The 12,796-nt window shown below is 67.6% G+C and carries 15 protein-coding genes and 3 pseudogenes; 2 read left to right on the forward strand and 16 right to left on the reverse strand.

What is annotated here, in order from left to right; translation table 11 throughout:
• The 15 genes and pseudogenes from hypB to KIT86_RS21780 form a co-directional block, all read right to left on the reverse strand.
• Positions 1-782: hydrogenase nickel incorporation protein HypB (gene hypB, locus KIT86_RS21710; protein ID WP_297402270.1), on the reverse strand; the 782-nt coding region annotated here is incomplete at its 3' end.
• Positions 783-889: 107 nt separating this feature from the next.
• Entirely contained in the window at positions 890-1,231 is a 342-nt protein-coding gene (locus KIT86_RS21715) for a hydrogenase maturation nickel metallochaperone HypA (RefSeq protein ID WP_297402272.1), read from the reverse strand.
• Positions 1,224-2,225, reverse strand: a complete 1,002-nt coding sequence (locus KIT86_RS21720) for a hypothetical protein (protein ID WP_297402274.1) — start codon at positions 2,223-2,225, stop codon at positions 1,224-1,226. Before KIT86_RS21720 ends, KIT86_RS21715 begins: the two co-directional genes overlap by 8 nt.
• Before the next feature lie 10 nt (positions 2,226-2,235).
• On the reverse strand, positions 2,236-2,382 hold the full coding sequence (locus KIT86_RS21725; protein WP_297402276.1) for a hypothetical protein: 147 nt from the start codon (positions 2,380-2,382) through the stop codon (positions 2,236-2,238).
• Positions 2,379-2,948 (reverse strand): [NiFe]-hydrogenase assembly chaperone HybE, encoded by a 570-nt coding sequence (gene hybE / locus KIT86_RS21730; RefSeq protein WP_297402278.1) that lies wholly within the window; start codon positions 2,946-2,948, stop codon positions 2,379-2,381. The genes KIT86_RS21725 and hybE overlap by 4 nt, the downstream gene beginning before the upstream one ends.
• Positions 2,945-3,220 (reverse strand): rubredoxin, encoded by a 276-nt coding sequence (locus KIT86_RS21735; RefSeq protein WP_367185458.1) that lies wholly within the window; start codon positions 3,218-3,220, stop codon positions 2,945-2,947. Before KIT86_RS21735 ends, hybE begins: the two co-directional genes overlap by 4 nt.
• Positions 3,217-4,095, reverse strand: coding sequence for a hydrogenase expression/formation protein (locus tag KIT86_RS21740; protein WP_297402281.1), 879 nt, complete (start codon positions 4,093-4,095; stop codon positions 3,217-3,219). The genes KIT86_RS21735 and KIT86_RS21740 overlap by 4 nt, the downstream gene beginning before the upstream one ends.
• A gap of 15 nt (positions 4,096-4,110) precedes the next feature.
• Positions 4,111-4,620 (reverse strand): hydrogenase, encoded by a 510-nt coding sequence (locus KIT86_RS21745; protein WP_297402283.1) that lies wholly within the window; start codon positions 4,618-4,620, stop codon positions 4,111-4,113.
• 20 nt (positions 4,621-4,640) lie between these two features.
• Positions 4,641-4,943 carry a HypC/HybG/HupF family hydrogenase formation chaperone gene (locus tag KIT86_RS21750; RefSeq protein WP_297402285.1) on the reverse strand — a complete coding sequence of 101 codons (303 nt, stop codon included), beginning with the start codon at positions 4,941-4,943 and terminating at the stop codon, positions 4,641-4,643.
• A 136-nt stretch (positions 4,944-5,079) separates the two neighbouring features.
• Positions 5,080-5,733: pseudogene (locus KIT86_RS21755) on the reverse strand (HyaD/HybD family hydrogenase maturation endopeptidase); the annotation flags it as partial.
• An 18-nt stretch (positions 5,734-5,751) separates the two neighbouring features.
• Positions 5,752-6,090, reverse strand: a complete 339-nt coding sequence (locus tag KIT86_RS21760) for a HigA family addiction module antitoxin (protein WP_297402287.1) — start codon at positions 6,088-6,090, stop codon at positions 5,752-5,754.
• 115 nt (positions 6,091-6,205) lie between these two features.
• Entirely contained in the window at positions 6,206-6,934 is a 729-nt protein-coding gene (gene cybH / locus KIT86_RS21765; protein WP_297402288.1) for a Ni/Fe-hydrogenase, b-type cytochrome subunit, read from the reverse strand.
• Positions 6,935-6,961: 27 nt separating this feature from the next.
• Complete coding sequence (locus KIT86_RS21770) at positions 6,962-7,564, reverse strand: HupE/UreJ family protein (protein ID WP_297402290.1); 603 nt, start codon at positions 7,562-7,564, stop codon at positions 6,962-6,964.
• A 125-nt stretch (positions 7,565-7,689) separates the two neighbouring features.
• A complete protein-coding gene (locus KIT86_RS21775) occupies positions 7,690-9,549 on the reverse strand; it encodes a nickel-dependent hydrogenase large subunit (RefSeq protein WP_297402292.1) in 1,860 nt (619 codons plus the stop codon).
• 29 nt (positions 9,550-9,578) lie between these two features.
• Positions 9,579-10,661 carry a hydrogenase small subunit gene (locus KIT86_RS21780; RefSeq protein WP_297402294.1) on the reverse strand — a complete coding sequence of 361 codons (1,083 nt, stop codon included), beginning with the start codon at positions 10,659-10,661 and terminating at the stop codon, positions 9,579-9,581.
• 340 nt (positions 10,662-11,001) lie between these two features.
• On the opposite strand from KIT86_RS21780, the pseudogene KIT86_RS21785 reads away from it, so the two are divergent.
• Positions 11,002-11,730: pseudogene (locus KIT86_RS21785) on the forward strand (AraC family ligand binding domain-containing protein); the annotation flags it as partial.
• 47 nt (positions 11,731-11,777) lie between these two features.
• Here KIT86_RS21785 and KIT86_RS21790 read toward each other — a convergent pair.
• A complete protein-coding gene (locus tag KIT86_RS21790; protein ID WP_297402296.1) occupies positions 11,778-12,434 on the reverse strand; it encodes a LysE family translocator in 657 nt (218 codons plus the stop codon).
• A 171-nt stretch (positions 12,435-12,605) separates the two neighbouring features.
• On the opposite strand from KIT86_RS21790, the pseudogene KIT86_RS21795 reads away from it, so the two are divergent.
• Positions 12,606-12,796 (forward strand): annotated as a pseudogene (locus tag KIT86_RS21795) (hypothetical protein); the annotation flags it as partial.

Below are 12,796 nucleotides of genomic sequence, written 5' to 3' on the forward strand. Positions count from 1 at the left end.
ACCTCGATGCCCGGGTTCACGCGCCGCGCCAGCTCGATGCAGCGCGCCACGTCAAAGCGCACGTGCGGCAGCAGGTCGGTCTTGTTGAGCACCATCAGCGAAGCGGCGGCGAACATGTCGGGGTACTTCAGCGGCTTGTCCTCGCCCTCGGTCACCGAGAGGATGGCCACTTTCGCGGCCTCGCCCAGGTCCCACACGGCGGGGCACACCAGGTTGCCCACGTTCTCGATGAACAGCAGGCTGTGGTCGTCGTCGTCGTCGTCGTGGTGGTGGTGGTGATGGTGATCGTGCCCGTGCTCATGGTGATGGCCGTGGTGCGCGTGCAGCCGCGCGAAGGCCTCGGCCACCATGGGCGCGTCCAGGTGGCAGCCCTTGCCGGTGTTGACCTGGATGGCCGGCGCGCCGGTGGCGCGGATGCGGTCGGCGTCGAAGCTGGTCTGCTGGTCGCCCTCGATCACCGCCACGTGCAGGCCGGGCGTGCGCGCCTTGAGCGCCTCGATGGTGGCGCACAGCAGCGTGGTCTTGCCCGAGCCCGGGCTGGAGACGAGGTTGAGCGCGGTCACGCCGTGCGCGTGGAAGTGCGCGCGGTTGTGCGCGGCCACGCGGTTGTTGGCGCCGAGGATGTCGGTCTCCAGCTTGATGGCGCGCGCCTGGCTCATGCCGGGCACCGAGACGCGCGCGGCGCCGGCACCGAAGTGCAGGTCGCCATTCGCGGGGTTCACCTGCAGCGCGGCCGGCGCCACGGCGGCGTCGTGCTCACTGCATCCACATACGACACACATGGTCGGTCTCCTTGTTGATATTGATCGAGGCGGTGGCGGGCCGCCGTCCAGGCGCACCACGGAACCGGCCTGGCCGGGCCGCGAAGTGGCGCAGGGGGAGCTTCATCTCATTCCACCTGCATGTCGAGCACGCGCAGTTCCGCGCCGCCGTTGGGCTGCAAATGAAAACTGCCGCAGGCCGGGCAGGCGTCGCCGCGCTGCGCCAGGGCCACGGTTTGCGAGCAGTCCAGGCACCAGGCCTGGCCGGGCGGTTCTTCGATGGCGATCACCGCGCCTTCGAGCAGCGTGCCCGGGGCCAGCGCCTCCAGCGCGAAGCGCAGCGCGCGCACGTCCACGCCCGCGAGCTGGCCGGCTTCGAGCCGCAGCGCCAGCAGGCGCTGGAAACCTTCGCGCGCGGCGGTCTCTTCCACCAGCTGGAGCACGCCACCGGCCAGGCTGGCCTCATGCATGGCTGGCCTCCGGCAGGGCCGGGCGCGCGCAGGCACGCAGGCGGTCGATGGCGAAGGGCACGCAGGGGTCGAACGCCGCCACCAGCAGGTTCACGCGCCGGGTGAGGGTGCCCTCGGGCAGCTCGGGGTCGAGCCGCGCCAGGCGCTGCGCCACCTCGCCCTGCGGGTGGAAGTTCCATTCGGTGGGCGCCACCACGCGGCAGGCCAGCACGCGCTGCGCGCCGGCGTCCACCTCGACCTGGTGCACCAGCAGGCCGCGCGCCATCTCCACCCAGGCCAGGCCGCGCCGGGGGCCGGTGGCCAGGGCGCCCCAGTCCAGGCAGGTGTCGCCGCCTTCGAGCGCCAGGCGCAGCAGCTCGGCGATGCGCGTGCCCAGCAGCGCCCAGGGCTTGAGCGGCGCGTCCTCGGCCGCGTTGCCCAGGCGGCTCCAGGGGCCGGTGTGGGCGCTGGCGCCGTGCCACAGCGGGCGCAGCGCGAACGCCGGCTTGTGCGCCAGCGTGGCGCCCAACATGTGCAGGCTGGGCGGGTGGCCGTGCGGGCGCAGTGCGGCCTCGGGCTTGAGCGGGGCGAAGGCATCGGCGCCCTGCGCGCGGCGCAACAGCTGGGCCAGCCAGTGGTCGTGGCGCTGGGCCCAGGTGTCGAGCCATTCGGCGCTGCCGGCCTGCCAGGCCGCGAGCCAGTCGCTCGCGGGCATGCGCAGCAGTGCGTGGCGCAGCCAGTGGCGCAGCGCGGGCCAGGGGTCGGGGTCGTGCTGCGCCGGCCAGGGGCAGCCTTGCAGCGCCACGGCGGCCTGTGCTGCCAGCGGCGCATCGCCCGGCGCGAGCAGGCGCGGCCAGTCCAGCCCGATGCGGCGCAGGTGCTCGGCCGCCGTCTCGCGGCGCAACATCGACACCGCCTCCGGCCGGCGGCGGCAGGCCCGGCGCGGCCTCGCCGATGAAGTAAGCTGGCTGCACAGGCGGTGCGCCTGGCCGCAGAGGTTGAAGAGGCTGCCCATCAGCCCGAACTTAGGCGGCGGCGGCACGCCCGTGGCCCATGCGCGCGGCCCAGTCCTGGCGCGTGCTCTGCAGGCTGTGCGGCGGCGGCGGCGCCCCGGGCGTGAAGCGCAGCGCGCCGGCCAGGTTGGGCAGACCCCCGGGGGTGACCAGGTTCATGCGCGCCCCCCGAGGAAGAAAGCGCGGCGCGAAGGCACCGGCTGCGCCGGGGGCGCGGCCGGCGCTGCGGCCACGGGCCGGGTGAGCGCGAGGGCTTCGCGCGCCGTCTCGCGCGCCAGGGCCTGCGTGGCGAACCCGCCCATGGGCGAGAACAGCGCGCAGGTCTCGTGGTAGCCGATGGCGGGGTCGTGCGCGCCAAGGAAGTCGAAGCGCTCGCTGCCGAAATCGCGCACGAAGCTGCGGCCCACCAGGCCGCCGTGCGGCAGGGCCTGCGCGGGCAGGCGCACCAGGCTCATGAACCACGGCGTGATCAGCACGCCCTCGGCCACCGGCACCGCCTCGCCGTCGGCGGCCGCCCACTCGAAGCCCACCGCCTCCACGCACAGCGCGGCGTTGAGCAGCGCAATGCCCTGCATGCGCTCGGCCTGCACGAGCCGATAAAAGTCTTCGAGGATGAGGACACGCCCATCCAGCACATGCCGCGCCACCGGCGTTGCCGGGCCGCTGGCAGGGTCCCCCTGCAGGGGGGACGCCGCGAAGCGGCGCAGGGGGTGTTCCTGATTCATGGCAGCAGCAGAAACTGATCGGGTTCGCAATCGCAATTCGGGCAGCGCCAGTGCGAAGGCAGGTCGGCGAAAGGCGTGCCCGCGGCGATCTGCCACTGCGGGTCGCCCACGGCCGGGTCGTACACCCACCAGCAGATCTTGCACTCCAGGCGCGAGTCGGGCCGCAGCACCTCGCGGTTGCCGAGGTAGGAGCCCTCGAAACCCTGAAGGCGCTGTGGATCCGCCCCCTCGGGGGGCAACGACCCGTGCAGCGGTGGCGTGTGGGGGTTCATACCGCCTCCAGCCAGACCATCACCTCGCGCAGGCGCTCGTGCGAATCGCGCAGGTCTTCGGGCGCGGCCATCGCCACCTCGGGCATGTCCACCACCTCGACCGTGTTGAGAATCACCTTGTCCATGGAGTTGTAGTACACCACGCGCCAGCAGTTCGGCAAGCGTGTGTTGGAGATGCGGCAGTTGCCATAGCCGCGCGAGAGCATGAGCACGCGGCCGGTGCCGAGCTGGTGGTCCAGAAAGCCGATGTCCTCGGGCGTGACCGGCAGCAGCGTGAGGTTGACCACGTGCGAGACCTGGCCCGGGCGCCAGCGCGCCACCTGGTCGCGGATCTCGTCCACCAGCAGCGGGGCGTTTTGCACATTGGGCGGCAGCGGGCCGCTCCACTGCGGCGCCGTGGCCCACACGTCTTCGGCGGCGGTGGCGGCAAACAGCGAAGGCACCGGGCCGACCTCGATCGCGTCGTCCACCAGCACCGCGTCGCGGCCCTCTTCGTGGCGCCAGGTCATGAGCCGCCACACCCCGGCGAACACCGACTCCTGCACGCGCACCTCCAGGTGGCCCGCGCCCAGCTGCACGATGGCGCTGGCCTCGCCCTCGCCCAGCACCTGGTTGACGATGCGGAAATCGCGCGGCGCCAGCGCCCCCAGCGGCACCAGGCCCGGCGCGCCGCCCTCGGCACCGCGTTCGAGCAGGTCCAGCACCTGCTGCAGCGCGGCGCGCGCCTGGTCCAGCCCCACCAGCTCCTCGGGCTCGGGCAGCACCGGCGGGCGGTAGGTGCTCATGTCCTTGGGCAGGGGCAGGTAGTCGAGCGACTCGTCTTCGGGTTGCGTGCCCGGGCCCAGGGCCACGAGCGGAATCGGAAAGTCTTTCATGGGAGGTCCTTGGGTTCAGTGGCAGCCGCCGCCGTCGCCGGAAGCAGAAGAGGAGGCCGTCTTGCTCACGACGGGAATGCCGATGGTGGGCGGGCGCGAGGGCGGCATGCGCAGCGCCGCGTCCACGCCCTGCAGGTACACGTCCCAGTCCTGCATGCCGGCGATGGCCGTGACGTACTGCCCGCCGCGAAAGAACAGCAGCGAAGGCCAGCGCTGCGAGCCATAGCGGCGCGCCACCGCGTCCTCGCTCTCGCGCGGCACGGCGGCCACCGCGAAGCGCCCCGCAAACACCTTCATCAGCTCGGGCAGCACGGCGGCCACGTCCTGGCCTTCGGGGAAGCGCACCGCGTCGCCGGCCAGCAGCAGCACGCGGTCACCGGCTTGCGCGGCCCAGTCGGCCACGCTGGTTTCGTCCACCAGGGCGGCGCCGAAGTCGCGCACCAGGCGCATCACCAGCGGCGCGGCGGGGTCGGTGCTGGGCGGGGTGACGGCCAGCGGGCGGAAGGGTGTTTCTGTGGTGGTCATGAAAAAGTCTCCTGAAGAATTCAACCGTTGGCGAGCTGGCGCAGTTGTTCGGCGCTCATGCGCGAAGGCAGCTCGAAGCCGGCCTCGCCATCGGCGCCCTGGCCCTGCATGGCGCCCAGCACGAGGTTCAGCGCGGCATTCACTTCGCTGGCGCGCTCGGCGTCGATGCGCTCGCGCGCGTCGCCCAGGAACACCAGCAGCCAGTCGCCCGGCGCCACCTCGCCCACCAGCGCGGTGGTCACGCGGCGGCGCTCGCCGCGCCCTTCGCACAGCGCGTGGCCGGGCTCGACGGCCGTCACCTGCATGGGCATGCCGATGCACATGTCAGTGCCTTTCCACCGGTTGCTGCAACCCATCGCGCGAGGCCATGCCGTCCAGAGATACCGCCGGGCCGGCTTTGCCGGACGGCTGGTATCGCCCCCCTGGGGGGGTGGTGCGCAGCGCCGCGGGGGGGCTTCGTAAAAACCTTTCGTCGCCTTCGCGGCAGGCTGCGTCGGGCGCGGGGCGCTGGGTCTCGTAGGCGGCCAGCGCCAGCTCGTCCATGGTCACGGTCTCGCGCCCGCTCAAGGGCTCGCGGCGCGGCTTGGGCTCACCGCCCCAGCGCGCGATCTCGGCCACGGCCAGCGCCAGGGCCTCGTCCATCGCGGCCTTCACCACCGGGCGCAGGCTGCCGCCGTAATCCTCCAGCTCCTGCGGCTGGCAACCGATCAGCAGCACCTGGGCCGGGTACCGGCCGGTGAGCTGCGCGAGCGACAGCACTTCCTGGAAACCCGTCTGGTGCAGGCTCATCTTCTTGGCGCCCAGGAAGCGCGGCACCTCGTCGTCGCGCACCAGCTTGAGCGTGCCCGGTTCGAGGCCGTAGTCGATCGCGTCGAAGATCAGCAGGCGCTCGGCCGCCTGCACATGCTGGATGAGGTACAGGCCCTGCGTGCCGCCGTCCACCAGCGACACATGCGGCGCGAACTCATGGCGCTGCTGCAGCGCCTCCACGCAGCGCACGCCAAAGCCTTCGTCGGCCCAGAGCAGGTTGCCGATGCCCAGCACGCAGATGGACGCCGGGGGCGGGGTGTCACCACCGGGGTGACAGGTGGTTTCAGGCGAAGTGGGGCTCATGCGGGAACTCCATGGAAATCAGCGGGGGAAAGAGGCGGCCGCGCGCAGGCGCTTCCAGGCGTGGAAGCTGTCCCAGGCGGCCTGCTGCGCGAGCCAGAAACTCGCGTCCACGCGGAACACGCGCGCGCAGCGGATGGCGGTGTCGGGCGACATCGCGCGCTGCCCGTGCACCAGCTCATGCAGGCGCCGGCGCGAAAGGCCGAGCAGGCGCGCCGCTTCGCTCTGGTTGAGCGAGAGCGGGCGCAGGCAAGTGCGCGCCAGCAGACGGCCCGGGTGCGTGGGCGCGCGCAGCGGCACGCCCACCGGCGGCAGGGCCGGGGCAGCGAACAGCGAGGAGCGTGAGCGAAGGCGCGACATGGTGAAGAGGTGCAACGAAAGAAAGGCCTTGATCCAGTGGTGCCGAGGAACCGGCTTCGCCGGGCCTCAGGCACCGCCCCCCTGGGGGGGTGCCGCCGAAGGCGGCGCGGGGGGGTTACTCCTTGAACGTGCGGTGGCCGGAAATCATGGTGCTCACGATGCTCTGGCGGCCCATGATGTCTTCGCGGATGGCCGCGTAGATGTGCAGCAGCACGAAAGTGACGATGCCCCACATGCCCAGGCGGTGCCAGGTGTGCACGTCCTGGCTCTGGCCCATGAGCGGGATCACCCAGCCAAACAGGCGCTCCTGCCACGAACCCATCTGCGAGCCCTCGCCATACAGCGCGAAACCCGTGACGATCATGAAGATCGACAGCATCAAATAGAACGCGAACATCGCGAACCGCGCCAGCGGGTTGTGGCCCACGTACTGGTTGGGCTTGGGAATCAGGAACAGGTACCAGCGCAGCATGTTGAACACCTCGCGCCAATACGCCTTCTGGAACATCGGCACCCAGAACAGCTCCTTGGCGTGGTGGTTGCCCACCAGCGCCCAGTAGGCCCGCGCCACCAGGCCCACGGCCATGATGTAGCCCGCCGCGAAGTGCGCAAAGCGGATGTAGCCCATGACGTAATGCGCGCTGGCCTCGCCCGCCACCGTGGGCAGCGGCTGGCCGATGAAATACCCGGTGACGCACAGCACGGTGATGGACAGCGCATTGATCCAGTGCCACAGGCGCACCGGCGCCTCGTACACATAGACCGAGCGGATGCTCTGCCCCTTCTGCAGCTCCAGCGCATCGTCGGGCGAGACATGGGCCGGGTGGGGTGTGGTGGTGGACATGGTGACCTCCTGTGTGGGAGAGCCGCGTCAGGCCGCGAGCTGGCCGAAGAGGTACAGGCCTGCCGCGCTCAGCAGCGCGCCCAGGCCGCCCAGCACCGCGCCACGGCGCGCGCCCAGCCAGCGCTGGATGCCCAGGCCGATGCCCACGCCGCCGATGTGCAGCACCGCCGTGGTCAGCATGAAGCCCACCGCGTAGCCGGCAAAGCCCGTCTCGGGCGTTTCCGAGCCGTGCGCCAGGCCGTGCAGCGCCGAAGCCGCCGCGATCAGGCCGAGCCCCACCGCCACCGGCATGGCGCGGCTGGCGAACACCAGCATCAAGCCAAACAGCACCACGCTCAGCGAAATCGCGTGCTCCAGATAAGGCACGGTCACCCCGGCCGCGCCCAGCGCGGCGCTCGCCACCAGTGCCAGCAGAAACGTGGCCGGCCCCCACCAGGCCTTGCCTGCGGGCAAAGCCGAGACCGACCACACCCCCACGGCCACCATGGCCAGCAAGTGGTCGGGCCCGAAGGGATGCACCAGGCCTTCAAACAGGCTGCTGGTGCCATGGCCCGTGTGCGCCTGCGCAGCGCTGGCCGCGCCGGCCAGCAGGGCAGCGGCGATCAGGCCGCGCGTCGTTGATGTCTTCATCGTTGTTCTCCTCGTTGTGTTCATGGCGGTGCGGCGCTCGTGTCCAGGGCGCCCGTGGAACCGGCTTCGCCGGGCCACCAGGCGCGTCCCCCCGTGGGGGGAAGACGCGAAGCGTCGCAGGTGGGTCATCTCACTCTGACTCGGCTCATCTCCTGCCCGTCTTCGCTCATCACGTGCGTGGAGCAGGCCAGGCAGGGGTCGAAGCTGTGCAGCGTGCGCAGGATCTCCAGCGGCTGCTCGGGGTTCACCATGGGCGTGTTCATCAGCGAAGCCTCGAACGCGCCGATCTGCCCCTTGTGGTCGCGCGGCGAACCGTTCCAGGTGGTGGGCACCACGCACTGGTAGTTCTCGATCTTGCCGTCCTTGATGCGGATCCAGTGGCCCAGCATGCCGCGCGGCGCGGCCACCGTGCCCACGCCCTTGGCCTCCTTCGGCCAGGTGGCCGGGTCCCACTTCTCGATGTTGGCCGTGCTCGTGTCGCCGGCCTTGATGTTGCCCACCAGCTGCTTGAAGTCGTCCATCATCATCTCGGCGGCGTACTGGCTCTCCAGTGCGCGCGCCAGCGTGCGGCCGATGGTGGTGGGCAGCAATTGCTTGGCGCTGTACTTCGTCTCAGGCATGCCCAGCGCCTTCGGAATCGCGCTGTTGATCGCCACCGCCGCCTCGTCCACCTGCTGCTTCACGCGCTGGCAGAACTTGTTGCCCTGCGTGGCATGTGCATAGCCCAGGATGTAGCGCGAGAGCGGCCCCACCTCCACCGCGTGGCCGCGCCAGCGCGGCGACTTGATCCACGAATACTTCGCCGACTCGTCCAGGTTCTCGATCTTGGTGCGCGTGCCCTTGAAGTTCGGGCCCTCGGGCGTGTAGTTGGCCTCCGTCACGCCGTCCCACGGGTGCAGGCCCTTGGTCTCGTCGCCGTACTTGTACCAACTGTGCGTCACGAACTCCTGCACCTGCTCCGGGTCGCGCGGGTCGATCTCGTGGATCTTGTTCCAGTCGCCATTCAGGATCACGCCGCCCGGCAGCTGGTGCGTGCTGTGGTCGTAAGGCACCTTCTCATACGTGCCGTAGTCCGCCACGTTGGTGGCCGAGAGGCCGCCGCCGTACAGCCAGCCCGCCTGCTTGTAGATGGTGCCGATGGCCAGCACGTCCGGGATGTAGACGTTGTTGTTGAAATCGATCATCTCCTGGATGCGGGCCTGCACGAAGTTCAGCCGCTCCATGTTGATCGGGGCGCCCGCCGCGCCATTGCCGTCGATGTTGATCGCGCACGGCACGCCGCCCACCAGGTAGTTGGGGTGCGGGTTCTTGCCACCGAAAATGGTGTGCACCTTCACCCACTCCTTCTGCAGGTCCAGCGCCTCCAGGTAGTGCGTCACGGCCATCAGGTTCGCCTCGGGCGGCAGCACATAAGCCTTGGAACCCCAGTAGCCGTTGGCAAACGGGCCGAGCTGGCCGCTCTCCACAAACTTCTTCAGGCGGTTCTGCACGTCGCGGAAGTAGCCCGGCGACGACAGCGGGTGCGAAGGCGACACGATGTGCTGCAGCTCGCTCGTCTTCTTCGGGTCTGCCTTCAGGCACGAGACCACGTCCACCCAGTCCAGCGCGTGCAGGTGGTAGAAGTGCACCGCGTGGTCGTGCACCTGCAGCGTCTTGGCCATCATCTCGCGGATGAGGTGGGCGTTCAGCGGGATCTTGATGCCCAGCGCGTCTTCCACCGCGCGCACCGAGGTGAGCGCGTGGCAGCCCGTGCACACGCCGCAGATGCGCTCCACGAACGCCCAGGCGTCGCGCGGGTCGCGGCCCTTCAAGATCACCTCCAGCCCGCGCCACATGGTGCCGGTGGACACCGCGTTGCGGATCACGTTGTTGCTGTCGAGGTTCACCTCGCAGCGCATGTGGCCTTCGATGCGCGTCACGGGGTCGACGACGATGCGCCGGCCCGTGTTGTCCATGCGGAAGCCTTGAGTTTCGTAAGCACCCATCTTGTGTTCCTCGTTCTCGTTGTGTGGGGTCAGTGGCTGGCGGGTGCGTCGGTCTTGCGCGTGTCGCGGGCGCGCTTGGCCACCGAAATGGCCGCATGCGCCGCCACGGCCGCGCCCACCACACCGGCGGCGGTCGCGCCGACCTGGTCCGCATTGGCCTCGATGCCGAAGGCGTGGATGTCCGTCAGGCGGTCGTAGAACGACCCCTTGTCCCAGAAGCCGTCTTCCGAACAGCCAATGCAACCGTGGCCCGCCTTGATGGGGAAACTCGTGCCCTCGTTCCACTGCACCGTGGAGCAGGCGTTGTAGGTGGTGGGGCCCTTGCAGCCCACCTTGTAGAGGCAATAGCCCTTGCGCGCGGACTCGTCGTCCCACGCCTCCACGAACTGGCCGGCATCGAAATGCGGGCGGCGGTAGCACTTGTCGTGAATGCGCTGGCTGTAAAACATCTTCGGGCGGCCCTGGCGGTCCAGCTCGGGCACGCGGTCGAAGGTGAGCATGTAGGTGATCACGCCCGTCATCACCTCGGGAATGGGCGGGCAGCCCGGCACCTTGATGATGGGCTTGTCGGTGATCACCTTGTGGATCGGCGTGGCCTGCGTCGGGTTCGGCTTGGCCGCCTGCACGCAACCCCACGACGCGCACGAACCCCAGGCGATGATGGCCTTGGCGTCCTTCGCCACGTGCTTGAGCTTCTCAATGAAAGGCTTGCCCGACTGGATGCAGAACATGCCGTCTTCGTTCAGCGGCGGGTTGCCTTCCACGGCCAGGATGTACTGGCCCTTGTACTTCGTCATGATCTCTTCGAGGATCGCCTCGGCCTGGTGGCCGGCGGCGGCCATGAGCGTGTCGTCGTAATCCAGCGAGATCATGGACAGCACCACATCCTTGGCCAGCGGGTGCGCGCTGCGGATGAAGCTCTCGGTGCAGCAAGTGCACTCCAACCCGTGCAGCCACAGCACCGGCGTGCGCGGCTTGTTTTCCATGGCGTGCGCGATCTGCGGCACAAAGGAAGGCGCCAACCCCAGCGAGGTGGCCGTGAGCGAGCAGTATTTGAGAAAGCTGCGGCGCGAAATGCCTTTGCGGCGCATGACCTCGTAGAAGGTTTCCATGACGGGTTGTCTCCGGAGTTTTGTGGGGGCGGGGGGCGACGCTGATTTGCAAGTCGTGCGCCAGCCCGCTCCATGTCCGGGAATACCCTGGGGAGCGCGGTTAAGTGCTTGTTTTCAAAGGGGGGAAATGGGCGCGGCGATCAGCCCGCCATGGACTCGAGCGGTGAAATGGAAGCGATCCTTCCGCTGGGCCGCTCAATGTGGAATGCGACGTTCCGCATGATCGGAAGGCGCGGGCGCAACATCGGTCGTGCTCAGAACTTGCGCCTGACAGGCTCCACTCAAAGCGAGTTAAGGAGGACCCATGAAGTTTTGTCTGGAAGACGCAGAGGGGCGACCCATGCCCGCTGCGAAAGAAACATTCCACCTGCTGTGCTCAGAGCACTCTCCTCAGGTGGAGAGGTTTCGCGCCAACGTGTCGACGACACATTTCCCTGCTCATGTGCACGATGGGTACGTGGTCGGACTCGTTCATCGTGGTGTTCAGAAACTGGTCTGTCAAAGCGAAACCTACTTTGCCCAAGCGGGGTCGATCACCTTTCTGAATCCACAGGAGATTCATTCCGCTGGGGCCGCCAGCTCAGACGGCGTGACATACGAAACGCTCCATATTCCAGCCCATATGGTCGAGATGGTCGCGCAGGCCCAGCCCCTATTTCGCAATCCTGTGCTGCATTCACCTGTGTTGGCGCGGCAGTTGGCCCAGGCCTTCCATCAACTGGATTCAGCGGGAACCAAAGAGCAGTGGCGTGCCAAGATTTCAGACATTGTGATTCTTGCCTTGCAAGCGCAGAAGCAAACGCCGGAGCGTTCGCGCACCGAGTATGGAACCCGCATTCAGCACCTGCTTGGCTACATCGAGGACAACATCACCGAATCGCTCAGCCTGAAGGTTCTTTCCAGCGTGGTCGGCATCAGCCAACAGCATCTGATTCGCTCCTTCAAATGTGTGCTTGGAGTGACCCCTCACGACTACATCCAATTGCAAAAGGTGGCGCTGGCGAAACGCATGCTCCAAGACCTTTCTCCCTCTGAAGTCGCGGCGTTGACAGGCTTTGCCGATCAAAGTCACTTCACCCGCAGGCTGAAGGCGTGCTATGGCATAACGCCGAGCCTTTATCGCAAGCAATTGCAAAGCAGGTCAAATTCAAGCCCTGGAGCGCGCGCAGCCCATGCCGTCTGCGTGGCAAACAGCACGAGAAACAGGGCCATGCCGCCATCGAATGGCCGGCTGTAACGGGCGTACAAGCGCTGTACAGAGCCCTGTCCGAAAATCAATGCAACGCCGCAGTACCAGAAAATTTCAAAACTGCTGCAGACAGCAATCACACCTGCTTTTTCCAACCCGGAACGTTCCACCGAAAGAAATCCGGCAAAGATGCTGACCATGAAAGCAATGGTCTTCATGTTGGTGACATTGGTCAGCACACCGGTGCGCCAGGCTTCGAAGAAGCCCTTGCGGACATTGGACGCCAGGGACGCCTCCTTGGAGATCGCAGGCTTGAGAGCGCTGCGAAAGAGAAGAAATGCGATGTACATCAAGTAAACCGCGCCGGCGAGCGTGGCTGCCTGATGAAAGCCCGGATACCGATCGATCAGAATCGCAAGCCCTGTTACTGAGGAAATCGAAAACATCAGCCCGACCATCACTATTCCCAGCGAAGCACCGACCCCCGCGCGAATTGAGTTGGCTGCGGCAAATCTGCTCACCAGCAAGAAGTTTGGACCCGGGCTTATCACGGCCAGGATGTAGATCAAAGCAGCGGCAAACATGTCATGTCCTCCATGCTGCGGATTGAACAATCCTTGTTCTTCGTGCTTCCAGCGTCTCGAATACATTCATTCCGTTCCTCCTTGTGTTGTTGAGAGCGGGCTGGATTGTTCAAGACGTGAAGCGCTGCGTCTTGTACGAAATTAACATTTGCTTTTGAATGGGCTGTGGCTTTGAAGCGGCTTCGCAGTCCGCACGAAGGGCAGCGTCGGCAGCTCACGGTGTACGGCTTCGGGCAGCAAGGCGCGTCGCTGGCGTTCATGGCGGCGTGCGATGAGTTCGTGTACCTCGACGGCAGCGCGGACGCTGGCAGCGGCAGCGGCAGCAGCAGCGGCGGCGGCCTGTTTCTTTTCATTGCGTCGTT

It is taken from the genome of Hydrogenophaga sp. (assembly GCF_026125825.1).
GTDB lineage: Bacteria > Pseudomonadota > Gammaproteobacteria > Burkholderiales > Burkholderiaceae_C > Hydrogenophaga.

Bases quoted from the DNA above. Each gene is read 5' to 3' on its own strand.
- KIT86_RS21715 (WP_297402272.1), bottom strand. From the start codon at position 1,231: ATGCATGAGGCCAGCCTGGCCGGTGGCGTGCTCCAGCTGGTGGAAGAG.
- KIT86_RS21720 (WP_297402274.1), bottom strand. From the start codon at position 2,225: ATGGGCAGCCTCTTCAACCTCTGCGGCCAGGCGCACCGCCTGTGCAGC.
- KIT86_RS21725 (WP_297402276.1), bottom strand. From the start codon at position 2,382: ATGAACCTGGTCACCCCCGGGGGTCTGCCCAACCTGGCCGGCGCGCTG.
- hybE (WP_297402278.1), bottom strand. From the start codon at position 2,948: ATGAATCAGGAACACCCCCTGCGCCGCTTCGCGGCGTCCCCCCTGCAG.
- KIT86_RS21735 (WP_367185458.1), bottom strand. From the start codon at position 3,220: ATGAACCCCCACACGCCACCGCTGCACGGGTCGTTGCCCCCCGAGGGG.
- KIT86_RS21740 (WP_297402281.1), bottom strand. From the start codon at position 4,095: ATGAAAGACTTTCCGATTCCGCTCGTGGCCCTGGGCCCGGGCACGCAA.
- KIT86_RS21745 (WP_297402283.1), bottom strand. From the start codon at position 4,620: ATGACCACCACAGAAACACCCTTCCGCCCGCTGGCCGTCACCCCGCCC.
- KIT86_RS21750 (WP_297402285.1), bottom strand. From the start codon at position 4,943: ATGTGCATCGGCATGCCCATGCAGGTGACGGCCGTCGAGCCCGGCCAC.
- KIT86_RS21760 (WP_297402287.1), bottom strand. From the start codon at position 6,090: ATGTCGCGCCTTCGCTCACGCTCCTCGCTGTTCGCTGCCCCGGCCCTG.
- cybH (WP_297402288.1), bottom strand. From the start codon at position 6,934: ATGTCCACCACCACACCCCACCCGGCCCATGTCTCGCCCGACGATGCG.
- KIT86_RS21770 (WP_297402290.1), bottom strand. From the start codon at position 7,564: ATGAAGACATCAACGACGCGCGGCCTGATCGCCGCTGCCCTGCTGGCC.
- KIT86_RS21775 (WP_297402292.1), bottom strand. From the start codon at position 9,549: ATGGGTGCTTACGAAACTCAAGGCTTCCGCATGGACAACACGGGCCGG.
- KIT86_RS21780 (WP_297402294.1), bottom strand. From the start codon at position 10,661: ATGGAAACCTTCTACGAGGTCATGCGCCGCAAAGGCATTTCGCGCCGC.
- KIT86_RS21790 (WP_297402296.1), bottom strand. From the start codon at position 12,434: ATGTTTGCCGCTGCTTTGATCTACATCCTGGCCGTGATAAGCCCGGGT.